Here is a 24,533-nt window from a genome sequence, read left to right as displayed (position 1 = left end):
TAAAGCCGGATAAATTAAATGCCCGCTATAAGCATCTGCATGAAGGTGAAGAAGTAGCCCGACATCATCACCAGACAAGATATTGTGGTGCGGTTACACCAAAGTTACATGAGCCCGGCATTGCCGGGCTGAAATCACGTAAGTATTTGGAAAATTTGGCGCGCCCGAAGAGATTCGAACTCCTGACCCTCAGATTCGTAGCGGCTCCAGACTAATTTTTAGATTCATGAAACACATGTAAATGATTGTTATTTAATCATTTTGCAAAATTGATATTTCGTCATTATGGCACTTTTCATGTAACATTCAGTCGAAATCCGTTACATGGAAGTTACATGAAATGCCGAATATCTACTTAACTGATCTAGTGGTTGCCCAAGCGATTTGTCCTGCGGAAAAGGATCAGGAAATTTATTGGGATTACCCGATTGGTGGTGACGGAATCGTCCGGAATGGCTCAGTTGCAGGACTTGGACTGCGTGTGACGGCATTGGGTAACAAGACCTTTGTGCATGCTTATGTTTTCAATCAAAAGCGACACCGGAAGGCTCTTGGGTCAACGATCATCTTAAACGTTGCCTCAGCGCGGTTGGCCGTGATTGATCGCGAAAGGCGACTTCATGCGGGCGAGAATCCTGATCTTGATGAGAGCGACCCGCGCCGCATCCACCTCATGACCGTCCGTGAAGCGATTGACCGCTACTGGGAAAGCCACGTTTCCGGGTTGTCGGACGGCTATAAGTATTCCTTTGTAGTGCTGATGGCGAAATGGCTCCGCCATGCTCCTAAACTCGTGACGAAGAGGGGCGGCAATATCCGAAACTACATCGATCTCGGCACGATGTTTCTGGATCGGCCGTTGTCGTCAATTAAGCCCTTGGATATTGAACGGTACCAGAAGCAGTTTGCCTCTCCATATGTCTACAATACCGCGCTTCGGCATGTCTTGGCTCTGTTTAATTGGGCTATCCGAATGCAACTAGTTGATATGCGCAATCCTGCCCATCCTCTGAAAAAGCGTAAAGTCATTCGTCAGCGGCGGGATTATACTGTGGAGCAAATCCGCCAGATAACCGCGCATATTTTCTATCCAGTGTTTGAAGCGGTGCCAGACATCGACAGCATGAGCGGTCTGGCAAAGCGGGACGAAGCTCTCGTTAAAGCCCATATTATGACGGCCAATGACCAAATGGCTGAGCTATGCAACTACATGGGCATCCTCTTCCTGACCATGGCTCGCCCGAGCGACCTTGCCGGTGCCGAGTTCGCACATTTCAATCTCGATACGTTGGTCTGGAATAAACACAACACCAAGGGTATCAAACTCTCGCGTTCGCTCTATGAGTATGCTTACCGTACGGTGCCGATCCACAGCAAGGTGGCGGCGATGGTCCGTGCCCAGCGCGACCGCTGGCCGGAAAGCAAGCTCGTATTTCCGTCCCATACGAACCCGTCACAGCCGCGCGACAACTTCCGTAAGGGACTGGCGCGCTTCAAAGCGTTGCGAGGAGTGCCGGATCACTTTCAGCTGTATGATCTCAAGCGCATCGCGATCTCGCTGATGCTGACCGGGCAGGGCGTATCTCGTGAGGCGGTCTCCCACTACGTCGATCACAAGGGCAACCTAGAAACCACGATGATTTACGATCTTGGGCTGGTCGATCCGCTTCGTCCTGTCACTCAAAGGCTGGGTGAATTGGCGGGTCTGTGAGCACAGGTCATTTTCCTAACTATATCCTTACCTAAAGCGCGCCACCGAGCCACATTGTGTCGTCATCGGAAGGGTGTGCTCATGGAACCAATGCAGGCGCTGGTGCTGACCGGCGATCAATTGAATGGCATGCTGCGCGAGGCCGCGCGCCAGGGCGCAGCGCTAGCCGTTGCGGAACTGCGGAAGGATATCCACCAGCCACCCGATGATGTCACCTTGCAGAGACTGCGGGCATACCTCACAAATCCGGCGTCGGTCCCTAACCCGAACGACTGCTGGGCGCACAGCGGCATCGTCCGCCAGATCGAACCAACGCCACGCGGCAAACCGAAATCCTCGGCATGGTTCATGAAGTTCCAACGGGAAACCGGACTCGTGGATTGCTACAGTCGCCCAAGCCCAGCCTATGGCCGTCGCCGCGAATGGTCGTTTGCGGATATACGGCTAGCATGGGAGGCTTATTATCGCCGCCGAAAGTTCACGTGTTCTACCCACGCCAACAAGACTGCGTAAAAGGTTTAGCCATACACAATGATCCGCAAAAGTGCCCCTTTCCCTTAATTGCAACTTAAGGGTATCATTCTGACTGAAAAGACAGATTGTAGCGGGTCGTGGGCATGAGGCTATTTCGCATATTAATACGAGCGTTTTTCGGGAAACGAAGGCGCTCGTCACTCTGGCAGAATCAGTCGCGGCCGGTTGTCATTGTGACTTCCCCGGCTTCCCGGTCCTATGCCGCCCCGCGTCCAATCGTAGTCCCGCCGGCGCCACTAGATACCCTCCTTCAAGGTACGTGCTGGGTTGTTGATGGCGACACGATTGTGATCGATAACCGTCATATTCGCCTGGCCGGGATTGATGCTCCCGAACTTGACCACCCCTACGGTAAGCAGTCCAAATGGGCGTTGGTCAAACTATGCAAGGGCCAGACTATTACCGCGCGGATCAGGCCGGAACTGTCCTACGACCGTGTGGTGGCAGAATGTTTTTTGCCGGATGGACGCGACCTGTCGGCTGAAATGGTCAGCGCCGGTATGGCGCTGGACTGGCCGAAATTCTCAGGCGGGAAATACAGGCATTTGGAAACACCGGACGCACGCCGCAAGTTATGGCGTGCCGATGCACGCCAACGCGGGAAACTCTTCGTGCAGAAGGATAGCTAGCGCAAGTCTGGCGGGGTGCCGATCTGTTCTTCGACTTGGTGGAGGAATGGTCCAACAAAGGCGAGGGAGTGGAGCGCGTAATTTCGTTCCAACTCCCTCCATCACGCATCGTGTTTCAGGGGACGCCTAATGTGTTGCGATGCTGTTATCCGTAAGGCGGGATGCCCTACGTCTTCACCCGCGTGAACACCGCAGTCTGGAGTTCGCAATTGGCGTAGGAGAGGTTGTATCCCACAATTTTGTAGGCGCAGGTGAGGTCTTTGGCTGTGCTCTCGGGATTGGATAAGTGGAGCAAGCCTTGGTAACCGTCCGGAATGGTGCCCTCCACCCGCTGCCACTTGAACAGCTTTTCGGTGCCTGCTGCAGAGGCCTTGCCTGCGCCGCCTTCCATGAATTCCATGACGAGCTTGCCCGCGGGGACTGAGGCGGTCCACGACCCGATAAGTTCATCGCTTTTGTCAGAGCAACCGGCGAGTATGGTAGCGGCAAGCCCGACTGCTGAGGCTACTTTCATTATGTGATGACGCATTTAAACAACCTGTTTTAAAACGAGCAATGAAATGGTGGTGCCGAGGTTAGTTGCTGATCCGGTTCCAGCCGAACCAGCCTTTTTCGATTCTGATTTCGGCGGCGTATGCATTCAACTGCGGCGATTTATAAAAACACAGATAGCCCGGCTTTCCATCGTTGGTTTTTTTGCAATCGAGTGTGGTGAAACTCTCCACACCCGCCGCTGCTGCCACATCGGCGGCCATGGGCCTGTCGTCACCATTACTGCATCCTCCAAGAGCAAGCAGGACAACGGGTATGGTCATGAATGAAATGTTCTTGCACGAAATCATGAGAATGGCCCCGAAAGATAAGGCCCGCATTGCGCGGGCATTCCGGAATCGTGACTATCAAAAATCACGACTTTTGACGGGGGCTTGCCCGCCGTATCCCCCGCATTGACCTCGTGAAGCGACAATGTAAATCTGAATAGATTCAGTATTGATAAAGTTTATCTCACGTTACAAATTGTGAATCAGGCCTACTTGCAAAAGTCGTGACTTTTGGCGGGTAGTAAATATCAAGCATCCCTTAAGCAACCTTTTCGATGTTCGCGGTCTTCAAGGGATTTAATCCGGAGACCTCGCTATGCCCCAGATTCACCCGCCCGTGCGGCTCATTGGTTACGCTCGCGTCAGCACCGAGGCTCAAGACCTCGCCTATCAGATCGACCGACTGACGAGGGCGGGGTGCACGCAGATCTTTCATGAAAAGCGCAGCGGCAAGAACCGCAATGACCGGCAGGAGCTTGCAGGCCTTCTGGCCAGCCTTCAGCCCGGTGACATCATGTTGGCAACCGCTACCGATCGGGTGGCGCGTGATCCGCTTGATCTGGTGAATATCCTCAAAACGGTGAAGGATGCGGGTGCGGGGCTGCGGCTATTGGATGAGCCTTTCATAGACACCACCTCCGAGATGGCAGATCTAATTGTCTTTCTCGTGGGATGGGCTGCACGCTGGCAGCGGAAGCGCATACTGGAAAATACTGCACAGGGTAGAAAATCTGCGCGAGAACGCGGGGTCAAATTCGGGCGGAAACCCAAATTAGGGCATCGCGAAAAACAAGTGATCAAGGAGCGTAGAGAGCTTGGGGAGACATGTGCTACAATTTCTCACACGTTTGGAGTGAGTGAGAGTACGATTTATCGCATCCAACGCACTTTAATGGTGTTTGTCGATAAGGCTCTGGATACCGGAGGTTAGCATATAACTGAATTCACTATTGGGACCATGAGCTTGAATGGCAGCGTTCGCCAAACCTGTCGCAAGTGTGGCCGCTGCGTCGCGTTCTACTTGCTCAAGATCCATATTGCGCGAGATTTGGATTAGCTTGAACACGGTAGTCGTCAATGACTCGCGATGCATGGGCTTACCCTTGAGACAGTGATTTGTCACAAAAACCAAGAATTGGCGATGATCAACATCATCAAGTTCTTGCATAAGCATGGGTTCGCTAAAATTCATTAAAGATCTGTTTTCTATTTGTTTATGTTGATGTTTTCCGTTTAGGAAACGGCTTTACCTGTTAGATCGACAATATCGGGCGTTTCAGCCGCTCAGGGGGTGTTGTTGTTTTTTATCTTTTCAATGAGATTTTCGATAAACCTGATCTCTTTTTTTACGGCGGCGTTAAGAACATTCATCTCACGGATAAGAGCTACGGAATTCGCCTTTAGCTGAAGTAGGTACAATTCGAGATTGTCTTTCTCGCTCTGGAAAGGAGTATCTAAAACCTGCATGTCTGAAGATAACTTGTAGTTGGATTAATTCTTATTTCGCGGTGATCTCCTGCGGAACTGCGTCCTTTCGTACCGCTTCCGCTAATTGGATCCTGAGTTCGTCTGGATAACCCGATCCACGAACTTGGTGTGTACCGCATTGTGGCCAAGTGAGATTAAAAGCTCTCATGATGTCTTGAAACCTAATTAAGTATTGAATTTGGTAGCTGTATCGGAAAGGCCGACAGCGGTTTCCGAGAGACCGGCAGACGCGCTTTTAGATTCGTTAATACTTAGAACCATGCCATTCATCTGATTTTGAAAATGCTGCATCGAATTACTTATTTGTTCGATTGCAGCTGTTTGTTCTGTGACTGAGGAAAGCATGAGTTGTCCGTTGTTTGTCACGTCTGTCACCAATGAGACTGAGCGTGATAGACTGCTCGTAATCTTTTCAACAGAGCCTTTTAATCGCACGATGCGTTCAGTGATTTGCTGGGTCGAAATACCTGTTGAGTTCGCAAGTTTACGTACCTCGTCCGCCACGACAGCAAAGCCGCGCCCTGCATCACCCGCACGGGCAGCTTCAATGGCAGCATTCAAGGCAAGCAAATTGATCTGTTCGGATATATCCTGAATAACGCCACGTGCTTCTTCAATTCCGATTGCGCTGCTGTGAAGCTCTCTCAAACTTTCGGTAGTCGTTCTGAACTCGTCTTCTACCTCACGTGTAGCGCGTACCGAAAGCTCTGTTCGCTCTTTGACGGACAAGGCTGATGAAGAGGTTTGTTCAACGGCAGAAGCAATTTCCGCTAGTGCCGCCGATTGTTCAGTTGTCGCCGTTGACAAAGAATCCATCGTTGAACTGAGTTCACTGGAGGCTGCCGATACTGTACTAGATGCTTCTTTTGTATGGCTGATTACCGTTTTGAGCTCAATCAAGGTGTTATTATATAATGATAAAGCGTGTCCGATTTCATCTTGAGCTATAACATTGGCCTTGGCTTTTAAATCGAGCGTAGAGAGCGATTTAAGACAACGGCCAAGTTCAGAAAGGCCCATCGAAACACTCCGAAGAATGGAGGTTTGAAGGATTATTGAGAGCAAAATAGCGCCTACAACATTCGCCAACATCAATATTGAAATATTACTCTCGGTTCTATCTGCATCAGCTGCACGTAGATCAGCAGCCGCGCTATTCATTTGAACGATTGTTTGCATATGCTGAAGCGCTTCATCGTAAGAGTTCTTCATCAGTCCATTGAACAGCGTTGTTGCATCTTCGACCTTTCCGGCCTCTACAAGAGTGGCTAGAGCAGGCTTGTGGTTGAGATAGGTAGAGAATGCTTTTTTGAAAGCATCATAAGTCTCTGGCTCTTGAGGCAACGAATTAAGCTGTTCATATTCATTTTGAGTACGCGTAATATCCTGTAGAACTGAGATCGCTTGTTTCTTAAGATCGTTGCGATCAACTTCATGAGGTTCCGTTGCATATTGCGCATCTAACATCCGCAATCTCGCTACATCTAACGACATCCGGCCCGATGTTATAAGGGTTGGAATAGTGTCAGTGTTAGCTTTGGTGAGCGCGGCTTCTAATTTAAAGAACCCGTAGTAACCGAACCCGCTTATTGCCAATATGGACAAAATGGATGTTATTGCCAGCGTTATTAGTTTGGCGCGAATGGTTTTGAGCATGTGGTATTCTTTTTATTATTTTAGTTGGATATTTTGTTGAAGGCTAAAGTCACGGGGCGTAGCAGATGGCGGTTACGATGGTCTGCCCATAGTAGTTGTCGGGATTGCACCACGGATTGCCGGCATGTCCGATGCATTTATTCCCTTTAAAGTCCGGCATGAGCACCCAATACTCGCCGCGTTCAAGCTGATCGCCCGGTCCCCCGCCGCAACCCAATAAGCGTTGTCCTGATGGGCAACCTGCCTCAAGTGTATGATTTCCACCATTTACGCACATGGTTCGAGTATGGCTCTGAACATTTAGAGCCGCTGGATCTGGCATTTTTATTTGTGAACAAGAATGTGTGTTGCGGTTATAGAAACCACCGCTCGCGGCGCAGGAGTTTACGCTGTTTATGTTTGAGTTAAGTATGTCTAATTTAGTAGTGAAGCTTGGATCCAGTTTGGATAGTAAGCATCCTTGTGTATTTGCCCCTGGCGCTTCAGGGGCGTAGAGCATCCCAGCGCGCGCACAGGCCACAACTTGATTTACCCGGATATCTACAGCGTCAGCTGCAAATTTAGCCGCGTCAGCCTTTGCGCTTAAAGCAGTCCAAGACATTTGAGTTTCTATAGCTCCAGCCGCTGCGCGCTCTTGCGCTCGAATTGCTGGAGCTAGGACGACCGTGACAAGCACGAGATGAGCGATTTTCACATGGGGGGCTTTCATTATTTAACTTGGACCACCTGAGAGTGGCGGTGTTTGTAATCCTCAAAATCCTGTCGGAACCGACGCATCTCGGTTTTGAGATCGTCATTTTCAGATTTGAGTTCTTTGACGGCATTGATCATGGCGAAATTGATGGAGGTCGTGTCGAGACGGTAATAACCATCCTCGGCTTTGTGCACTGCTTCTGGGAAATGCGGTTGCACGTCCTGCGCCAGCAGGCCGACATATTCCTTGTCTGAAGGCTGCTGAAGTGGATTATTTTTGGTGTAATGGTAACGAACTGGATTGAGGCCCGCGATCTGTTTTAGGCCACGGGTATAACTGCCCTCAACCTGCTTAAGGCGTTTGTCTGAAATGGCAGCCCAAGAACCACCATTAGGTTTGTAGGGGGTGCCGTCATTGCCGAAAATGAACCGCTGATTAGAGCCAAAGAAGAGTCGCAAGTTCGTTCCGCCTGGGAGTTGTATTGCCTCGTAGGAGTAATCAATATTATCTCCTACGCAGCTACCAAACGGACACGCCCCTACGCTGACCTCATTAAATACTGCTCCGCGCGGACTATCGAGTGACGTGCGGGGAGAGCTTGTGCCAATACCAACACGACCTGATTCAGCAATGAACATGTCTGTTGTATGCCCTGACGAGCTATGACGTCCGAAGTACAAGTTTCCGCCATTCTGAACTATGGAGCGGTGGGTGACGGAAGATGTTATATAGGAATTTGTGAAAATAATTCCGTTTCCATCCCACCCCGTCTCAGAAATGTGGCCAAGCCCCACGCTTCCCTGGGCAATGGCGCGCGCAGTTGTTATGCCGGCAACTTCCATGGGTGCTTGCGGTAAAGATGTACCAATACCCACATTCCCATTCGGAAGGACACGCATTTGCTCGGTATTACTTGTGCGGAAAACGATTGGCGCGGCTTCTTGCGTCATAAGATGCAGCCCGCCTGTACCTCTGTGCTGGAGCCACGAATTAGCATTTGGTCCAGCATTATCGCGAATAAGCCGCAAGCCGTAATCGGTGTAGGTGGCGTCCCCAATCAGATCGATATAAGCGTAGTTGTTCGTCGTGCGGGTGTTTCCCAACTCAATGAAATTAGAGCCATCGCCTTGCAGTGCAAGCTTGCTGTTACCACTCGAACGCTGAGTTACTGTTCCGGCTGTGTCGACGGTGAGGGACGCTGTACCGGACACAATACGGTCACCACTAAAATTTCCCGTACCCAAAGCTGAAATTAAAGCCTGTTTGACGCGTAGCGGTGTCATCAACTGATCGTTATTCGCGCCGTCTTCAGCTTCCGACTGAGTGGCGATCCATGGGCCGGTTGCGCTGACGGCCTCCAAATATCCAGTTGTGGAAACACCATAGCTGCCTTGCACGGTCTCGGCGTGAGAGAAGGTTGAAATCAGTCCGCTTGAGAGACAGACAAAAACGAATAATGAGAAATGTCTTGAGACTTTATATTTCAGCAAAAGAGAGTGGATGAACGGGGGATTCATGTTTCAGTACGGATTATTTATCTTCGATTGACCAGTTCGCTGACCGTCATGACGTTTTTGGCGATATCATTGGTGACAGATGCCTGCTGTTCGGTAGCCGCTGCTACGGTATGGGCGCGGGCCGAAACCCCATCTAAGAGTTCTTTGATCCTCAAAAGCGTGTCGGATACCTTTTTTGAGATACTTTGCATGTCGCTGATCTCGACCGTGATTTTTTCAGTTGAAGCGCCAGTCTGATTGGCGAGCTTCTTGACCTCGTCAGCAACTACAGAGAATCCCCGTCCAGCTTCACCCGCACGGGCGGCTTCAATGGCAGCGTTGAGGGAAAGCATGTTGATCTGGCTGGAAATGGCTTTGATCAGGCTGACGACTTCTCCCATGTTTTTGGCCGAATCCATCAAGTGATCGATAAACGCGGTTGCATTCGCCGTTTCATCAGAAATGTTTTCAACATTGTCGCGGGTGAGGGCCATGTTCTTGGCGATATCTTGAATCGAACCGCTCATTTCATGCGTTGCGGTGGCGACAGATGTGGCGACTTCAGCAGTCTGTTTGGCGATACGCTTCTGCTGGGTGATGTCGGTGGCGAATTTGGTGATCATGTAGGGCAGACCATCATTCCCAAAGACCGGGTTATAGCTGGCTCGAATCCAAATCTCTTGACCGCCTTTGCCTATTCGACGGAAGTCACCAGCACGAAACTCTCCTCGGTTCAACGCTTTCCAAAATTCGCCATATGAAGGGCTTTGCGCTTCGACAGGGTCCATAAAGATGCTGTGATGCTTCCCTCGGATGTCCTCGAAGCTGTAACCAACGGCATTCAAGAACAGCAAGTTGGCTTCAAGAATTGTGCCATCCATATTGAACGAGATGACAGCCTGAGTCCGATCGAGAGCTTCCCGCATTTTGCGTGTCTTGACCGTAATGTCGGTCGCAATCTTGACGATCTTAAACGGCTTATTATTCCTATCGAGGATGGGATTGTAGGTCGCCTCGATGTAAACCTCGCGACCACCTTTGGCGATGCGCTTGTACTGGGAACTCTTGAATTTTCCCGCACCCAGATCGGACCAGAAGGCTTGATAGTGTGGGCTTGCAGCATAGTAGGGGTCTACGAAAATACGATGATGTTGGCCCTGTATTTCAGATAGGGAATAACCCAATGCTTTGCAGAAGTTGGGATTTGCCCATATAATCGTGCCATCGGTAGTAAAGTGAATAATAGCTTGAGAACGATGAAGCGCAGACATGATGGCTGACTCATCATTTTCTTTATTAAACACACTTAATACACGCACGCAGTTAAACCTTTTTGCGCATTATTAATTATTTTTGCTATGTGTAAAGATTAAGTGCACGATATATTATCATGTGTCGCTAATATGCAACCTATGACCATCCTGCGATTGTGGTAATGTCGCCGCATGACTGGGGTTAAGCGAGATAAGTTCGCGCTATTATTTGACGTGAAGAAGTCTTCTAAAGACGTTGAACATTCACGTGCATCATTCTGGAAAGGTTTTTCAGTTGAGCTCATCGATTTGAGCTCAGCTAAAAGTTATGAGTTTCGCGGCGGAAATCCTAGCCACCACTATCTAGCGTATCACGACCTTGTACGCGCTGAGGGGGAATGGGAAGTGGGAGGGAAGGCCGCCTCCAATCGCAAAGACATACGCGAGACGATCACGTATATCCCAAAACAGGTGGATTTTAAGGGGTGGGTTACTCTTGAGCCGCGAGAGAACCAGATCGTTGCTCTCACGTTTGATCCTCATTTGATAGGCGATGAACTTGAAGCCATTTTTCCGGTTAAGTTGCTCTCGCCGCACATCTACTTTCGAAGCAAGAGCATACAGTCAACAATGCTGAAAATTGCGGATTTGCTCAGCCAGGTGGAGCCCTATCAGGCCATGTACATGGAAACCTTGGGTCTGGCTGCTGTATTTGAGCTTAATATGGTACTCACCAACGATGTCTTCGAGATGAAGCGTGGCAGACTAAGTCGCGCACAAGAACGCCTCGTGTCCGAGTACATAACAGCCAATCTCACCAAGGACATGACTCTTGATGAGCTTTCATCCCTCGTACGGATGAGCCGATTTCACTTTTCACGGTTCTTCAAAGAGACGTTCGGCGATTCACCCGTCCGCTATATCAACAAGGAACGGGTGAACTTTGCGAAGTCGGTTCTGGTCAGTTCACGGGCGACCATTTCCGAGATAGCTGAAAATCTCGGTTTCGGAACCGTGCAGAATTTCATTAAGACGTTCCGTGAACTAGTGGGCGTCACTCCTTCGGAGTTCCGTAAAATCTCGTAGCTTTAAGTTGCTCAACTCGCATCTGTGAAAGTGAGAAAGATATGGTCTTGGCTAACAATAGCGGAATAGTAACGGCTCGCTCCCCTCGGAACGTCATTGAAAACCGCATAGCCCTGCACGAGCAACGCATAGCGGCGAGCCTCGCACAATATGAGCCAATTAGCGCTATGGCGTGGTGGCTCGATATAATCCGCGCTGTTGAAGAAGTTTTCAATTTAGGTTTAGCCGGTTTCGACAACGATACCTTTGAAGAGATGTTTTTTCATACGCCTCTGACAGAATTTCTCAATCATCCCGAACTCTTCATAGAGGTTCGTCAGCAACTCACACACCATTACAGCGAGACGTTTGCCAACCGTATTTGCAATCTGATTGGGTTGGGTGTCTCTATGAGTTGGAGCTTTGCCCAGATAGGGGTTTATGAACCTGTTGGCGGCTTACAGTCGTTTGCGTATATGGTTGGTTATTTCCAATCGCGACGTCGGCATTTTGTCGCTTTGCTTCATATGATGCCGACCGCATGTCGGGGCAATGTTCCGGTCACACAGTCAGACGCATTCACTATTTTTCTGCCGATTGTCGAACTGGATGGAATTCAGTTAATGGGAGCGCAGAATGCGCTTCTTGAGCACGTTGCTAAGGCAAAGCTTGGTATCACCGCCCATTCCGTACCGACATTACGGGTGCTGAATAAGTTTTTCCTTGAACCTGAACGTGCAGGCGTCACGGATATGCCCATCACCGCCGAGGGTCATGAAATACTCGAGCGACGAGAACCTCAACCGGAGAGCGCGCTTTTTTCTGCGGCTGAGTTGAGAAACGATATTCTACTGGTTCGTGCCGCCTATGCGGAGTTTGACTTGACTACCACTGACTTTGAGCCTGTTGCTGCGCTGATCGACAAGCTTTCGCGGGAGTATGTCGAACGAGATTTCTGGGTAAAAATTTCACCGAAGCAGTTGGACAAACTATTCAACTATCTTCAAACGCCTGCGTCACTAAGGACGGCAATTATCAATCACGCGAAGGATTACGTAGGCTGTTTGTCCACTTATTCACCATTCGTCCTGATGAATGGCCATTACTCATCTACGGTCAGCTTGCTGAGCCGCTTTATGTACCATTGGAGAGGTCGCACTCTCGATCAACGTAAGCGGTTCCAAATTCGGTCAGGCTTCATTTTCGAAGATGCTGTAGCGAAAGCTTTGGAGAAGCAGGGGTTTGTTCATCAAAATATCACCAGAGTGAATGGAAGCGAATTTGACGTTGTTACCGTTCGGGATGGGGTAATCTGGAACGTCCAATGCAAAAACAATTTTGTAGCTCTCGCACAAGTCGAGCATGACGCAGAGCGCTTTGCACGCTTCAACCGCCTCTACGTGCGCGCATACGAAAAGGCGCTCGAAAAAGAACGTGAGCGCGGAGACCTGCTTACGTCCAAGCTCTCAATCAACAGCATACAGCATATGCTGGTTTCTAAATTTCCGGTCATTACGGACAATCCGCGAATAGTCCCTTTCAGCCGGATTGAAGAGTTTTCAGACCGGGCTGACGCTTTAGTCGGACAAAGTACCCGTACTTAAAGACTAGCCGAAGGCTCCGCATGGAGGCCTTAGCCGCACGCGCTCCCGCCTTGAGCGGAGCAGGGGCGTGATGCTCACGAGAGTGGTCGGCAGATGGCCCCTTATGGCCTGTCGTATCCGACGTTCTGCAAGCCTGTGCTCGGGAGACCGCTCGCGGCGGCACACGGCTTGCGGGTTGGCGGAGACAGGGCAGGGTGCCATCGTCTGCTGACCTCTCTCAGGGCACAATCACGTCACGCAAAGCGAAAAGAGGGACAGGTCGGATGTCGCACATCCGACCGTGCGGGCGACGGCGGTCCGTCACTCCCTTATTTATTAGGGAGTGACGGACCGCCACCAAATCCAGAGCCGCCGCCGCTTGCACGCAAAGGATTCTACATGACACCGCAATGACAGCGCCCTTGGCGCTCCGCTTCGCTGATCATTTTCAGCGCAGGCCGCTGGAAATGACACACGGCGCCGTTCACTATCTCCCCAGATCACGCCTAACGCTGATCCATCTCACTCACCGTTTTCCCAGCAAAAGGAGGGCTTCCATGCCTGCTTCATCTATCCGCGCGCCGCCGCAGCGGCATTCGTTCCCGACACCTGTTCTTCACCCGAACGGGTGCCGGTGCCCAACAGGGCAGACCACACAGGCCAGCCATCCGGCTGGCTCGGGGGGCTTTTACCACGAAAGGACCACTGACTGACGCATTCCGGCGCTCGCCGCGAATGACCTTCGCGGGGTGACCTGATCCAAGGACAGGCATCAGCCATCAACACTCACCGACCTCTCAAGGAAGGAAGCTAGATGGATAACCTTACTATGGACCTCGTGCATCTGTGCCAGCGCAACAAAGATGGCTCTTACGGCACCCAGACCAACCGCAAACGCGGCCTGACCGCAATGGCGAACGATCTCAGCGACCTCGGCTACAAGCTACCGTCCGCTGAATCCCTCAAACCCAAACATATCGAAGCACTGGTCGAGCGATGGCTCGATGCCGACACTACCGATGCCAGCATCCGCAACCGGCTGACGTGGCTGCGATGGTGGGCCGAAAAGGTCAACAAGCCGAACGTCGTCAACCGCGACAACGCCGCCTACGGCGTGGCCGAACGTGGCGAAATCACCCGCAACCGCGCCCAGACCCTCGATCCCGCCAAGTTCAAAGCCATTGATTGCCCGTACATCCAAGCCTCCCTGTTGTTGCAAGCGGCCTTCGGCCTGCGCCGCGAGGAGGCGATGAAGTTCCAGCCGCTGGCGGCCATACGCGGCGACCACGTCACCTTGCAAGCCAGTTGGACCAAAGGGGGCAGGGCACGCACCATCCCGATCACTACGCTGGAACAGCGCCATGTCCTCCAGCATGTCATGAAACTCGTGCCCGGTCGCGGCTCACTGATCCCCGCGGAACTCAGCTATGTCGAACACCTCAAACGGTTCGAGTACCAGACCCTCAAGGTGAATCTTCGTAACACGCACGGGTTCCGGCACGCCTATGCCCAGAACCGCTACAAGGTTCTGACCGGCCAAGCCTGCCCGCTGGCGGGCGGCAAAGACTGGGCCACCATGACGCAACAGGAACGTGAGGCCGATCGCGCTGCGCGCCGACAAATCTCCGCCGAACTTGGCCATGGCCGCCTCAAGATCACGGATATTTATTTGGGGAGTGCCTTTCAATGAAACGGGCGGAAGGCAACTGCATGATGGCGGTCAGCTATCGTGCCAAGTATGCCAAAAAGCTATTCAACCCTGCCACAATCGCCACGGCTGTCGATGCCGTGGCGTTCGAAGGCCATCGGCAGTATCGGGTGGTGCAGGAACTTCCGTTCGATCTGTCTGGTACGGCAGCTGCCCGTGCGCTCGAAGAGTGGTTGAAACAGGAACAGTTCACCTACACGTGGCGGCCGCGCTTTCTCGAACAAGATGCGTTCCGGCCGTCAATTGCAACGGAGCATCCCGAGTTGGTGATTTATTGGTGAGGTTAGTATGGAGCCATGCAGCGGTTATATTCGCTGCGTCCGGACGAGTTTTCACCCGAGCTTCTTGACTCTCGCCAACTGTAAAGAACTCGATCTTGACTGGCTCTTTCGACTCTGACTTCGAGTTGGTGTATAGTTGTTGATGCGGGCGTTCCACCAGACCGAGGTGTGCTGCTTGCGACATCGACACAACTCGGGCAGGCCTCGGTTCGATAAATGCACTGGGTGGTGTAGGTCGCGAGATTCGTTGTAATGTCTTTAGCTACTAGCTGGCACTCCGGTGCGTTTCCGAGATCTTCCTTAATTAAGTCATCAATCCAGTTGTCACCGTCGAGCGAAATTGCTTCGCACGGCCACGAGCCATCTTCATCAATATATTTCCACTTGCTCGACCGTTCGGTTGTTCTCGCTATTGCAGCCTTACCCGCTTTATTTAGACTGGCCATTAGTTTTTCCCCCTGTTTCTGAGCAGCTTCTGCGGCTTGCCAGGATGTGTAGGCCAGACCTATCCCGGTGCTAACGCAAACCGCAATCCCGATCCCTCCGCGTGACCTACATGCACGCTCTATAACTGGCGAGGAGCCTTTGCTGAGGGCGTATGCGGCAGAAGCTTTCGCCGCCAGCCCAGAATATGACACAGAGGGATCTTGCCCTGCATTGAGCTTTATTTCGGCATCCCAAAGATCTTTTACAGGCCCAGCTTTACTCAGTACAGTGCCTGCAAGTCGCCAGCCAGAGCTACTCTTGACCGCTTCTTCGACATTGCGAATAGCATCTCCACTTGCGATAGCCAATTCGACATCGTCGTCGGCAAATGCTTTGGAGCTAATGTTCAAAAGAGATGCGAGGCCAATACATAGTATGATAGCATTTCTAAAAACTAGCATAACAGCCTCAGAGGTTTCGAAATTGCGCTTATTATTCCCTTATTTACTTTGCTGCTGCTTCGCAATCACAACGACATGCTTTGCTGAAAATCTTGGGAAAATCGGGACGAAATCCGATACTGCTTACACCAAGGAACTTCGCAAAACTGCGGAGCTAATAGGTGTTGGAAAGTCTTTGCGGGCAAACTTGTTAGAGCGCAATGCGCTCAGCCCTATAGTGAATTCTCTTCGCACACACCTGAACAATGGCTACCCCTTTGAACACGATCTGATCATGTTAGATGCCTTCATGCGTGGTGCTTCAGCATTTCCAATGGTAGCACCAACGGAAACGTATATTCTTTTCTACAACCCGGTCGCCGACGTTCTCCTAGTTACTCAGTGGGCCTTCGGCCCAGACGTTCCACAAATACAAAACGCTGCGTTCGTTCTCGGCGAGCGACTTGCCGGAGTGGAGCCCCAACCGGAAAGTCGTTGGAAATATGTGCCTAACATCTCCGAGACACTAGTTACGACCAACACATTTTATTTGAACCAAACAGATGCGGTCGATACCACATTCCTAAATCATGTTCGGTCGTACCTGAAGCCGGGTAACCAACGGACTGAGGCGGCGGCGTCTTGGCGCCGATTGTTCATCATGTTTGGGGGGGCGACCACATCGGTAGTGAGTTGCACGCCCACACTCCGTGAATTTGATGGCGATATTAGAAGTCTGAAGGCCTCATCGAAAACCTCCAACTTAACCGAGGTTGATCCAAATGATGGCACATTGCTACGTGTTAGTGGTTTTCCTATAGGGAAAAGTGAGGTCGCTATTTACGCTCTTAAAGAAACGCCCGAAGTCTTGGCCATTGCCAGCATAGATGACAAGCGAACATGTAAAATTTCATCTCTGCTGGTGTTTTCAACCCTACCACCCTCCGATCTCACCGTCGTCAAATCAGTCAAGGTTCGGTAAATAACACTTTCATTCAAAGTGATCGTGTTTTGCTTTGAGTTCTTAAGTGCGCTGCGCCGCGCATCCATCAAAAATGCCTCCGGTGTTTACCGGAGGCTCGTCTGCGTAATATGTGGATTATGTCGATGCGCTCCCCGCAACGACCTGCATCAGAGTCTGGTGTGTTCGCGGGTAATTGCTGTCGTACCTGCCGTTTGCCGGATCATGGATCGATGAGCCGCAATTGCTTCGCCCGTTGGCTTCAGCTCTTTTGGATAGGCCAAGCTTTGCTGCAAAGGTTTTCAAAATAGGAAGAATAGGCACTGGGAACCTCCAATAATTTGGCCTTCCGTCAATGCCGGAAGGCGTATGACGGGGCCGCTATGGAGCGGAAACGAGATGTCTATTAGGTATTAACCCTGCCAGTATTGGGCGGCGGTCGAGTTTTCGTAAGTACGTTCTAAAATACATACAACGAAACTACTCAGTTATAACGCCACTTGGCCTGCTTCATCAGGCATTGATTTTCCTCATTTGATTGATAGTCTCCGCGTTATTGGCTGGGGGCAGTCGTATGAGTAAGTTCGATCTCTTTAGCGATCTGGAGCGAAACTTCAGTCTCGCTAAAAAATGGGGTACATGGGGTTTCAAGGCCGGACGCAATCTCAGCGCGCGTTTTGCACGACAAGAGGTTGAGGAGCGTTACGGTCCCGAAGTGGCCGATGCGGTAGAAGCCGACATCCGCGCAGGCCGCGATCCGCGCCCGCGATTGGAGCGGGCCGAACGAGACCGCATGGCGCGCGAAGAACGCGAACGCCAGCTTGCCGACCCACCACCACTCTATGGCTCCGCACGTTGGCCCACCCCCGCTGACCTGAAACCCTACCTGCGCGACCGCACTGCATTCAACGATCCCCGCTCGATCCTGCTCGGCAGCTTTACGGACGAGAACCAGACGACACCCGCCGGATTCGTGCATTGGGATGGCGACGGCCACCTGCTGACCATCGCGCCAACCCGCTCCGGCAAGGCCCTCACCACCATCATTCCGAACCTGCTGCGCTACCAAGGCAGTTGCGTGGTCCTCGACCCCAAGGGCGAGCTGTTCGAAGCCACGTCCAAGTGGCGCAGCACGCTCGGCCCCGTATACCGCATCGCCCCTCTGGATGACGGCTCGGGCAAACCCGTGCACCGTTTCGACCCGCTGAGCCGCGTCAAACGCGAAGCCGACGCCCGTGCGATCGCGCAGCAGATGTTTCCGCGCGATCCCCGCGCATCCTCGTTCTTCATGGATGACGCGGTGGGGATCATGACCGGCTTCATTATGCACGTCCGTGACACGGCTCCACGCCATCGGCGCACGCTGGGAACGGTCTGCGATCTCGCCGCTTTGAAGGGAGAGCATTTGCTGGCTTGGGCCAAGAGGATGGCTGAACACCGGTCGTCCGCCGATGCGGGACGTGCACTGCTCGCAAAGAATGCGGAACGTGGCCTGAAGGTTCTGGAGGAAACGCTGGCCAGCAAGCTCTATGAGTGGAGGGATATCGATATCCGGCGCAGCGTTGACGGCAACGATGTGAGCTTCGAAAGCCTCAAGGATCACACTGCGACGGTCTACATCGAAATCCCGTTCCACATGATGCAGACGTTTGCCGGTTACCTGCGGGTCGTGCTGAAGGCCGCGCTTGATGCTATGCTCGCCAACCCACGCGTGCCCGACATTCCGGTGCTGTTCGTGCTGGACGAATTCCTCAACATCGGCCCGTTTCCGGAGTACCGCGATGCCATTCGCACCCATGCCGGGGCAGGGGTGCGCCTGTGGTTCTTCCTGCAAGACATCTATTCCATTGAAGAACACTATCCCGGCAACAGCTGGCGCCCGTTCCTCAATTGTGCGGTGAAGCAGTTCTTCGGGATCAACGACAACGAGACCGCCAAGATGGTGGGCGACTATCTCGGTCACAAAACGCATGCGCTGCGCACCACCACCTCCAGCACCAATGTCTCCTCGCATCTTGGCGGATGGATGGGCGACGCCTCGACCAACAGCGGGTTTTCCATGACCGAGAGCACACAGTTTCTTGGCCGTCCGCTGCTGACCAGTGACGAGGTGAGGGAACTCTTCGGTGGCTGGCAGGGTGACGGCTGGCGCTACGGCATTACCGATATCGCGGGCACCCGCCCGTTCAAGACGCAGCTCGTAGTTCACGAGAAAAGCGAGACTTGCAGGCAACGCATCGGCATGATGACCAAGGGGGAATGACATGGCAGAGCAGATACCTCTCAAACATAGCACCTTTCCGACCTGGCTCGGCCTTGTCGCCGGCAGTTGGGCTGGCCTCGCCTGGGGGAGTTTGATTTCCGCGCCTGTCGGCATCGGTCTCGGCGTGGCGGCAGGCAGCGCCTTTGGCGGTTTCCTCGCCGTACCGTTATGGGGCACGGTCTGGGGCCTGATCGGTCTGGGCCGACAGCGGGAGATGGCACTCAAGGAACACGGTATTACCCTCCTGAAAGAGGATGATCCGCTGGCCCAGCGGGTCTACACCCTCGCGGCCCGCCTCGGCCTGCAAACCCGCCCATGGGTGGGCATCATGCCGCACAACAACGCCTACGCCATCGGTTCCAATGCCGACAACGCGATGGTGGTGGTGGGCCAGCCACTCATCGACACTCTGAGCGAGACCGAAGTTGACGCCATTATCGGCCACGAACTCGGCCATATCGCCAACAATGACATGCGCCGCATGGGGTTGGCACACTCGTTTCAGAACGCGCTGGTGTGGTATCTGGTGTTTTCCGAAACCTTGCAGCGCTGGGGCCGCTGGCTCCTGACGTGGGTGTCGGAACTGTATGTTCTGAGCCTGTCGCGCAAGCGCGAGTATTGGGCCGACGCCTTCGGCGCGGCGCTGACCAGCAAGGAGCATATGATCGCCGCGCTGGACAAGCTGCACAACGGGCCGGAACTGAGCGAATTCGAGCGCAAGAAGGCACGGTTGATGTTCAGGGGGATTGCCGCTGGCTCGTTGCTTTCAACGCACCCAACGCTGGAGGAGCGGCGAGGGGCGCTGGAGGCGGAGACGTATCTGGGGCGGATTCCACCGCTTTTGATAAGTCATTCACTGAGCGTACCATCCGCACAGGTGCCAGAAGTTCAAGACATGGCCTACGCTAAACGCCCGTCATCAAGACCCACTAAAATATAGCATAAGCTATTCGTAAGACTGCCTTGTTATTCTGCTTGTGAAACTCAATGACTGCGGTAACATCCGAGGATGAGATCACTCAAAAAAAACGCCGAATCTCTCTGTGAGACCTTGTCGGTGGACCTGATTGTGGCGGACTGGGATGGGACCCTGAGGCCGGGATTCATGTTGAAGGACTGGCTTGATTATTTAGCGTCCGTAAAAGTCATCGAAGATAAGTATCCCCATATTTTCGACAGCGAGTTACATAAGTATAAAAACCATCAGAAAAGCTACGACGAGTTCGCCGTTGCCGTTCTCGACCTATATGCTGAAAGTATGGTTGGATACGAAGAAAAGAAAATAGCTGCCTTCGCAGCTAGATTTGTTCGAAAAGATAAAGGCAACTTATTTGATTTCGTGATGCCTCTCATAAAACGTGCAAAGCAGAAGAACGTAGATTTTGTCGTAGTGAGTGGAGCTCCCGGCATTGTGCTGCGTGAATATGCCGATGTTTTAGGTATTAAGCGAATATTCGGCGTTGAGGTAGCTACCGACGCTTCCGGTGTGTTTAAAAACCAATTTGTAAGCAATATGGCGGGACCTGTCGCAAAAAGAGAGGTCGTTGAACAGTTACAAGCGCAAGGCCATCGATTGACCATTTCTTTGGGCGATACGATTTCAGATGCCCCTCTTCTGGAAGCGGCACGTTTTCCATTTGTTATTTCAAATGAAAGTCGAGCAAAAACGTCTCGACTTCTGCGGGAAATCGCCCCTATCATTGCACCGTCTGAGTTGATGGAAGAGCTAGAAAGCATTCTTTAAGACACGCTTTCGTTCACTGCTTTTGGGGAAGCATTTTGGAGATACACGTATACGCGGTAATTACCAGCATTGCCGGTGCTATAATATGGCAGGCTATTATTGTCCTTTATCGAAGGGTTCGGGAGTTCCGGGGCGACTATACGGGAATTTGGCGGACCGAAATATTGGACGACGCCGGTCAAGTGGTTAAGGTCGATCGTTTGAAGGTAAAGCAGTATAATGACGTTCTGTCGGGAAGCATTGAGCGAAAAATCCCGGAGAACGAAGCTCATAGGAAGTGGAAATTTGAGGGGCGCCTACGAGGCGCTGATTTTTTCGCTGTGTTCTGGTCGGTAGATACGAGCGTTATGAGTTACGGGTGTTGGTATGTGCACCAGCAGAGCGATAATGTTCTGAATGGGTATTATCTCCGGCTATCTCAGCAAGGGACAAGCGTCACAACAATACCCTTACGTTTAACGCGTGATCGCCTTACGTTGTGGCAGCGGCTTAAAAAGCTTGTTTCGCGGAGATAGTTCCGCGAACGCTTGTCGTCCTTTTTAAGCCAAACCAACTGATTTCCCATAAAGTGTCATCCTCGCTCATCTTGCGGCTGTCATGTCGCTCCATAGCCTGCCGCGCGGCAGCAGAACCGCCCTTCGGATCTTGAAGATGACGCATCATTGTCATGTGGTGCGGGACGCGATTTATTATTTGAAAGTATATTTTCCGAAATGTAGTCTAAAACAGCGAGTTCAATTTCGGACTGGCAATCAATGTATAAAGGTAATTAGTAATGAAGAAGATTAACGTCTATTTGGCGTGTGCATTGAGCGTAGCAACGTTCTCCACTGCGACCGCAGCAGAGAAGACAACGCTGGATTCGGTGTCCTATTCATGCGCCAACAACGCTGTCATGCGTGTCGTGTATGTGAATGGCGCAGACGGAAAAAGCTTCGCAATCTTGCAGCAGATGGATGAAATGATCCCCATGGCGGAACAACGCTCGGCGTCTGGAGCGACCTACAAGGCCATTGATCCGAACTACACCTATACGTTGATCACCAAAGGCAAGGACGCCACGCTTCAGGATAGCCGTCAGACGATACTGTCTGAGTGCAAAAGTTAAAGAAGCCGATTTCCTAAACTTCAGAACCAGATGATCAAACGTCTGGCAGATGCAATGCACTCACCTTTAACGCTCGCGCTCTGGCTCTAACCCGGACTCTAGAGGAGAAGGTGAGTGTCTGACATCAGCTTCAAGCCAGTCGAGGTGGTTTTCCCACCGCTCCAGAACTGCCTCGTCCTGGGCGGGAAGGGGCTCACTTAACCAATCCAGCATATCCTCGGGTGCCAGCCGATAAGCGGCAGCGTCATCTTCGCTCATATTGCGGCTGTTCTGCCGCTCAATCGCCTGCCGTGCGGCAGCAGGGTCGCCGTTCGGCTCTTGAAAGGAGGGAGGTTCCTCCCGTTCAACCTCGCGCAGCATCCGCCCTTCGGCGGCTGCGAGCTCTCGTGGGTGAATGGGCTTACCATCGGGATCGGGAACGGGCAGGTCACGGTCATCATGTGTAGGAACCATCTTTTCCCTTTCTCGCTGGCGCTGCCTGCGGGCCCGCCGTTCCTCTTTGTCCGGCCCACGATGCTGGCCGGGTGTCCGGTCAAGTTTACGTTTCGCATAACTGCGGCTGTCGATGGCGGCGGCAACTCCTGCCTTCTTCAATGATGCGTTGGCAATGCGCTCCCAGATTAGTCGGGCCTCGCTTATAAACTGCCGACCATCAGCGCTGCGGATTTTGGGGCCGAATCCCTCCGGCGTGATGACGCGCGTGGTCAGCAGGATATGGACATGCGGATTATGCTGGGTGCCATCATCGTGGATGGCGAAGTCGGCCACGAAGCCCTGCGCCGTGTAGGCGTCGGCCATCGCGTGGGCAACGGCCAGCCACGCCGGGCGCGGTAGCTCACGGGGCAGGGCGAATTCGATTTCTTTGGCTAAGCGCGCGTCATGCCGCTTCTCGGCCAGTTCCACGGCATTCCATAAAGTGGTTCGGTCGGCCATCCAGTCCGGCGCACCGGCTGGCAGGCGGATGCCGCTTGTGACCACATCCCGCCGTCCGCCGAAATCCGAAAGCTTTTCCTCCGCATCATTCGGCAGAACCTCACCCGCGCGATAAGCAGCGGCCGCGACAACGGAGCGTCCGTCTCCCCGGCTGATGTTCTTGACGTTCAGGTGATAGATAGCCATTCACCTTGCTCCGGCACGGACGGGGTTCAGGGGTTTCCCCTGACGCACTTGCCGGTTTTGTCCAGACGCCGCGCGGCTGGTGACAAAATCGAGCAAAGCATCGCCCTCAATGCGTACACATTGCGATGCGTAGGTGCGCTGTTACGCATTGATACAGCTAAGCCAAGGATGTTCAATAGAAACTAGGCCTCGGCAGCTACCACCTTCTTCACTTTTTTCTTCACGTTGATGGCCTTGGCATCCAGCGTGTTCTTAAGATGCACGGCATAGTGCTTCTCAATCATTTCTACGCTCGTCCGGCAGTTCTTGGCGATTTGATAAATGTCGGCACCTTCCAGCAGGCGCAGGCAGATATAGGTATGGCGAAGGCTGTAAGCCGAACGCTTGTTGCCTTCACGGTCAGTCTTGAACCCGCAATCAGTCATGGCACGGTTGAACTGCTTCTTGTGGTCCTGCGGGAACACGAGATCGGTCGGCTTGGGATTGTTGCGCTTCACCAGCCGCTCAAACGGATGCACAGCGCCTGTGGTGCTCTTGCAATAGCCGAAGCCCCGTTTGCCACGCACCTCGATCAACAGGATGCGCTCGTCGCTCTCCTCGTCCTTCTCGATGGTCACGTCGCGGTATTCCAGCCGGTTGGCTTCATCGGGCCGCAGGCCAGTGTTGGCCATGAACAGGATGTAGTCATGGAACTGCTCGGCGGCATACTGCCAGTTAAGGCCTGCGGCGGATTTGGCGCGCTCACGGGTGTAGGTGTAGAGCTGCTTGTATTCCTCGGGAGAGAACCATGCGCGGTGCGTGATCTTGCCCGACGCCTTGTAGGGAGCCGAGAAGTCGGGGAGATGGCTGATCCAACCGTGGCGCAGGGCGGTCTTCATGACCTGGCGCAGGGTCACGGTCTCATGGTGAAGGGTGCTGCGTGTCGGCACCTTGCCGGTCTCGGGATGCGGCTGAAGCCGCATGACGCGGAACTCCTGCACCTTGCCCGCTGTGACGGCGCTAAGCGCCATCTTGCCGAAGTAGGGAAGGAGGTGGTTGTTGATGCGCGCCTCGTGGTCCTTTACGTAGCGCGGATTGCGCTCGCCGTTGGTGAGCGGGACATATTCCTGAAGGAACTGCTTGGCGGCATCGGCAAAGGTGCGCTCGGTCTTTAACTGGCCGATACGGCTCTTACCGCGAAGCTCCAGATACCAGTCTTCGGCAAACTCTTTGGCGAGCGCTAAAACATCGGTTTTTGTGCTGACGCGCCACTCCTTGCCCTCAAGGTAGGTGGAGCATTGCCAGAGTGTGCTGTTGGCCCGGCGATAGACGCGGACCTTGTCACCAAAGACGGTATGCGAGGCCATTTCACCCTCTCAAACTGTGCGAGACATGTGTGAGGCTAATTTTACCGGTTTTGGGCTGATTTTCAACGGTAAGTGCTTGTTTCCGTTGGTGAGAGCGCAGGGATTCGAACCCTGGACCTACTGATTAAAAGTCAGTTGCTCTACCGGCTGAGCTACGCTCTCCCGTGTCGGGGCTTGGTTGCCCTTCGGAAGTGCGCGGAACATAGG

General features: G+C 52.6%; 22 protein-coding genes and 1 tRNA gene. 13 read left to right on the top strand and 10 right to left on the bottom strand.

Translation table 11 applies throughout. The annotated features are described in order from the left end of the window. The first annotated feature begins 589 nt into the window (after nt 1–589). The 3 genes from FY152_07265 to FY152_07255 all read left to right on the top strand — a co-directional run bounded on the left by FY152_07265 (nt 590) and on the right by FY152_07255 (nt 2,874). Nucleotides 590–1,711: an integrase gene (locus FY152_07265; GenBank protein UXS33237.1), complete on the top strand. Its 1,122-nt coding sequence runs from the start codon at nt 590–592 to the stop codon at nt 1,709–1,711. Nucleotides 1,712–1,792: 81 nt separating this feature from the next. Further along, the gene (locus tag FY152_07260; protein UXS31893.1) at nt 1,793–2,224 is read left to right on the top strand and encodes a hypothetical protein; all 432 of its coding nucleotides are present in this window, start codon (nt 1,793–1,795) and stop codon (nt 2,222–2,224) included. A gap of 104 nt (nt 2,225–2,328) precedes the next feature. Beyond that, nucleotides 2,329–2,874, top strand: a complete 546-nt coding sequence (locus tag FY152_07255) for a hypothetical protein (GenBank protein UXS31892.1) — start codon at nt 2,329–2,331, stop codon at nt 2,872–2,874. A 166-nt stretch (nt 2,875–3,040) separates the two neighbouring features. Here the strand turns inward: FY152_07255 and FY152_07250 are convergent, their stop codons facing one another. Together FY152_07250 and FY152_07245 are read right to left on the bottom strand one after the other, a co-directional pair. After that, a complete protein-coding gene (locus FY152_07250; GenBank protein ID UXS31891.1) occupies nt 3,041–3,274 on the bottom strand; it encodes a hypothetical protein in 234 nt (77 codons plus the stop codon). 175 nt (nt 3,275–3,449) lie between these two features. Beyond that, nucleotides 3,450–3,689 carry a hypothetical protein gene (locus FY152_07245; protein ID UXS31890.1) on the bottom strand — a complete coding sequence of 80 codons (240 nt, stop codon included), beginning with the start codon at nt 3,687–3,689 and terminating at the stop codon, nt 3,450–3,452. A gap of 322 nt (nt 3,690–4,011) precedes the next feature. Between FY152_07245 and FY152_07240 the strand changes: the two genes are divergently transcribed. Then, nucleotides 4,012–4,626: a recombinase family protein gene (locus tag FY152_07240; protein UXS31889.1), complete on the top strand. Its 615-nt coding sequence runs from the start codon at nt 4,012–4,014 to the stop codon at nt 4,624–4,626. A 722-nt stretch (nt 4,627–5,348) separates the two neighbouring features. On the opposite strand, the gene FY152_07235 is transcribed toward FY152_07240, so the two are convergent. From FY152_07235 to FY152_07220, 4 genes are all read right to left on the bottom strand, one after another. Then, the gene (locus FY152_07235) at nt 5,349–6,839 is read right to left on the bottom strand and encodes a methyl-accepting chemotaxis protein (GenBank protein ID UXS31888.1); all 1,491 of its coding nucleotides are present in this window, start codon (nt 6,837–6,839) and stop codon (nt 5,349–5,351) included. Nucleotides 6,840–6,888: 49 nt separating this feature from the next. Further along, nucleotides 6,889–7,440, bottom strand: a complete 552-nt coding sequence (locus tag FY152_07230; protein UXS31887.1) for a hypothetical protein — start codon at nt 7,438–7,440, stop codon at nt 6,889–6,891. Nucleotides 7,441–7,547: 107 nt separating this feature from the next. Continuing rightward, nucleotides 7,548–9,050 (bottom strand): tail fiber domain-containing protein, encoded by a 1,503-nt coding sequence (locus FY152_07225; GenBank protein UXS31886.1) that lies wholly within the window; start codon nt 9,048–9,050, stop codon nt 7,548–7,550. A 17-nt stretch (nt 9,051–9,067) separates the two neighbouring features. Continuing rightward, nucleotides 9,068–10,300, bottom strand: a complete 1,233-nt coding sequence (locus FY152_07220) for a PAS domain S-box protein (GenBank protein ID UXS31885.1) — start codon at nt 10,298–10,300, stop codon at nt 9,068–9,070. 174 nt (nt 10,301–10,474) lie between these two features. Here FY152_07220 and FY152_07215 point away from each other — a divergent pair, with 174 nt between their 5' ends. The 4 genes from FY152_07215 to FY152_07200 all read left to right on the top strand — a co-directional run bounded on the left by FY152_07215 (nt 10,475) and on the right by FY152_07200 (nt 14,919). Continuing rightward, nucleotides 10,475–11,368: a helix-turn-helix transcriptional regulator gene (locus FY152_07215; GenBank protein UXS31884.1), complete on the top strand. Its 894-nt coding sequence runs from the start codon at nt 10,475–10,477 to the stop codon at nt 11,366–11,368. 47 nt (nt 11,369–11,415) lie between these two features. Next, nucleotides 11,416–12,951 (top strand): hypothetical protein, encoded by a 1,536-nt coding sequence (locus FY152_07210; GenBank protein UXS31883.1) that lies wholly within the window; start codon nt 11,416–11,418, stop codon nt 12,949–12,951. Between the two features lie 793 nt (nt 12,952–13,744). Further along, complete coding sequence (locus FY152_07205) at nt 13,745–14,620, top strand: integrase (GenBank protein ID UXS31882.1); 876 nt, start codon at nt 13,745–13,747, stop codon at nt 14,618–14,620. Beyond that, complete coding sequence (locus tag FY152_07200) at nt 14,617–14,919, top strand: hypothetical protein (protein ID UXS31881.1); 303 nt, start codon at nt 14,617–14,619, stop codon at nt 14,917–14,919. The genes FY152_07205 and FY152_07200 overlap by 4 nt, the downstream gene beginning before the upstream one ends. A gap of 2 nt (nt 14,920–14,921) precedes the next feature. Here the strand turns inward: FY152_07200 and FY152_07195 are convergent, their stop codons facing one another. After that, on the bottom strand, nt 14,922–15,806 hold the full coding sequence (locus tag FY152_07195) for a hypothetical protein (GenBank protein ID UXS31880.1): 885 nt from the start codon (nt 15,804–15,806) through the stop codon (nt 14,922–14,924). A 22-nt stretch (nt 15,807–15,828) separates the two neighbouring features. On the opposite strand from FY152_07195, the gene FY152_07190 reads away from it, so the two are divergent. The 5 genes from FY152_07190 to FY152_07170 all read left to right on the top strand — a co-directional run bounded on the left by FY152_07190 (nt 15,829) and on the right by FY152_07170 (nt 21,861). Next, nucleotides 15,829–16,767, top strand: coding sequence for a hypothetical protein (locus FY152_07190; protein UXS31879.1), 939 nt, complete (start codon nt 15,829–15,831; stop codon nt 16,765–16,767). A gap of 553 nt (nt 16,768–17,320) precedes the next feature. Then, nucleotides 17,321–19,009 carry a type IV secretory system conjugative DNA transfer family protein gene (locus FY152_07185; GenBank protein UXS31878.1) on the top strand — a complete coding sequence of 563 codons (1,689 nt, stop codon included), beginning with the start codon at nt 17,321–17,323 and terminating at the stop codon, nt 19,007–19,009. Between the two features lies 1 nt (nt 19,010). Then, the gene (locus tag FY152_07180; GenBank protein ID UXS31877.1) at nt 19,011–19,949 is read left to right on the top strand and encodes a M48 family metalloprotease; all 939 of its coding nucleotides are present in this window, start codon (nt 19,011–19,013) and stop codon (nt 19,947–19,949) included. A 117-nt stretch (nt 19,950–20,066) separates the two neighbouring features. Continuing rightward, nucleotides 20,067–20,753: a haloacid dehalogenase-like hydrolase gene (locus FY152_07175; GenBank protein UXS31876.1), complete on the top strand. Its 687-nt coding sequence runs from the start codon at nt 20,067–20,069 to the stop codon at nt 20,751–20,753. 775 nt (nt 20,754–21,528) lie between these two features. After that, a complete protein-coding gene (locus FY152_07170) occupies nt 21,529–21,861 on the top strand; it encodes a lysozyme inhibitor (GenBank protein ID UXS31875.1) in 333 nt (110 codons plus the stop codon). 66 nt (nt 21,862–21,927) lie between these two features. On the opposite strand, the gene FY152_07165 is transcribed toward FY152_07170, so the two are convergent. The 3 genes from FY152_07165 to FY152_07155 form a co-directional block, all read right to left on the bottom strand. Beyond that, nucleotides 21,928–22,980: a MobA/MobL family protein gene (locus FY152_07165; protein ID UXS31874.1), complete on the bottom strand. Its 1,053-nt coding sequence runs from the start codon at nt 22,978–22,980 to the stop codon at nt 21,928–21,930. A 182-nt stretch (nt 22,981–23,162) separates the two neighbouring features. Next, nucleotides 23,163–24,326: a site-specific integrase gene (locus tag FY152_07160; protein UXS31873.1), complete on the bottom strand. Its 1,164-nt coding sequence runs from the start codon at nt 24,324–24,326 to the stop codon at nt 23,163–23,165. Nucleotides 24,327–24,412: 86 nt separating this feature from the next. Continuing rightward, nucleotides 24,413–24,488, bottom strand: a tRNA-Lys gene (locus tag FY152_07155). Between the last annotated feature and the right edge of the window lie 45 nt (nt 24,489–24,533).

It is taken from the genome of Agrobacterium tumefaciens (assembly GCA_025560025.1).
GTDB lineage: Bacteria > Pseudomonadota > Alphaproteobacteria > Rhizobiales > Rhizobiaceae > Agrobacterium.
The sequence above is the reverse complement of the archived record's forward strand: the minus strand, read 5'-3'. Positions and strand labels throughout refer to the sequence as shown.

What these genes read in the sequence shown, in the direction of transcription:
- FY152_07250 (UXS31891.1), bottom strand. Translation starts at nt 3,274, where the DNA reads ATGGAATTCATGGAAGGCGGCGCAGGCAAGGCCTCTGCAGCAGGCACC.
- FY152_07260 (UXS31893.1), top strand. Translation starts at nt 1,793, where the DNA reads ATGGAACCAATGCAGGCGCTGGTGCTGACCGGCGATCAATTGAATGGC.
- FY152_07240 (UXS31889.1), top strand. Translation starts at nt 4,012, where the DNA reads ATGCCCCAGATTCACCCGCCCGTGCGGCTCATTGGTTACGCTCGCGTC.
- FY152_07205 (UXS31882.1), top strand. Translation starts at nt 13,745, where the DNA reads ATGGATAACCTTACTATGGACCTCGTGCATCTGTGCCAGCGCAACAAA.
- FY152_07255 (UXS31892.1), top strand. Translation starts at nt 2,329, where the DNA reads ATGAGGCTATTTCGCATATTAATACGAGCGTTTTTCGGGAAACGAAGG.
- FY152_07185 (UXS31878.1), top strand. Translation starts at nt 17,321, where the DNA reads ATGAGTAAGTTCGATCTCTTTAGCGATCTGGAGCGAAACTTCAGTCTC.
- FY152_07160 (UXS31873.1), bottom strand. Translation starts at nt 24,326, where the DNA reads ATGGCCTCGCATACCGTCTTTGGTGACAAGGTCCGCGTCTATCGCCGG.
- FY152_07215 (UXS31884.1), top strand. Translation starts at nt 10,475, where the DNA reads ATGACTGGGGTTAAGCGAGATAAGTTCGCGCTATTATTTGACGTGAAG.
- FY152_07225 (UXS31886.1), bottom strand. Translation starts at nt 9,050, where the DNA reads ATGAATCCCCCGTTCATCCACTCTCTTTTGCTGAAATATAAAGTCTCA.
- FY152_07230 (UXS31887.1), bottom strand. Translation starts at nt 7,440, where the DNA reads ATGTCTTGGACTGCTTTAAGCGCAAAGGCTGACGCGGCTAAATTTGCA.
- FY152_07220 (UXS31885.1), bottom strand. Translation starts at nt 10,300, where the DNA reads ATGTCTGCGCTTCATCGTTCTCAAGCTATTATTCACTTTACTACCGAT.
- FY152_07235 (UXS31888.1), bottom strand. Translation starts at nt 6,839, where the DNA reads ATGCTCAAAACCATTCGCGCCAAACTAATAACGCTGGCAATAACATCC.
- FY152_07180 (UXS31877.1), top strand. Translation starts at nt 19,011, where the DNA reads ATGGCAGAGCAGATACCTCTCAAACATAGCACCTTTCCGACCTGGCTC.
- FY152_07170 (UXS31875.1), top strand. Translation starts at nt 21,529, where the DNA reads ATGAAGAAGATTAACGTCTATTTGGCGTGTGCATTGAGCGTAGCAACG.
- FY152_07165 (UXS31874.1), bottom strand. Translation starts at nt 22,980, where the DNA reads ATGGCTATCTATCACCTGAACGTCAAGAACATCAGCCGGGGAGACGGA.
- FY152_07200 (UXS31881.1), top strand. Translation starts at nt 14,617, where the DNA reads ATGAAACGGGCGGAAGGCAACTGCATGATGGCGGTCAGCTATCGTGCC.
- FY152_07245 (UXS31890.1), bottom strand. Translation starts at nt 3,689, where the DNA reads ATGACCATACCCGTTGTCCTGCTTGCTCTTGGAGGATGCAGTAATGGT.
- FY152_07195 (UXS31880.1), bottom strand. Translation starts at nt 15,806, where the DNA reads ATGCTAGTTTTTAGAAATGCTATCATACTATGTATTGGCCTCGCATCT.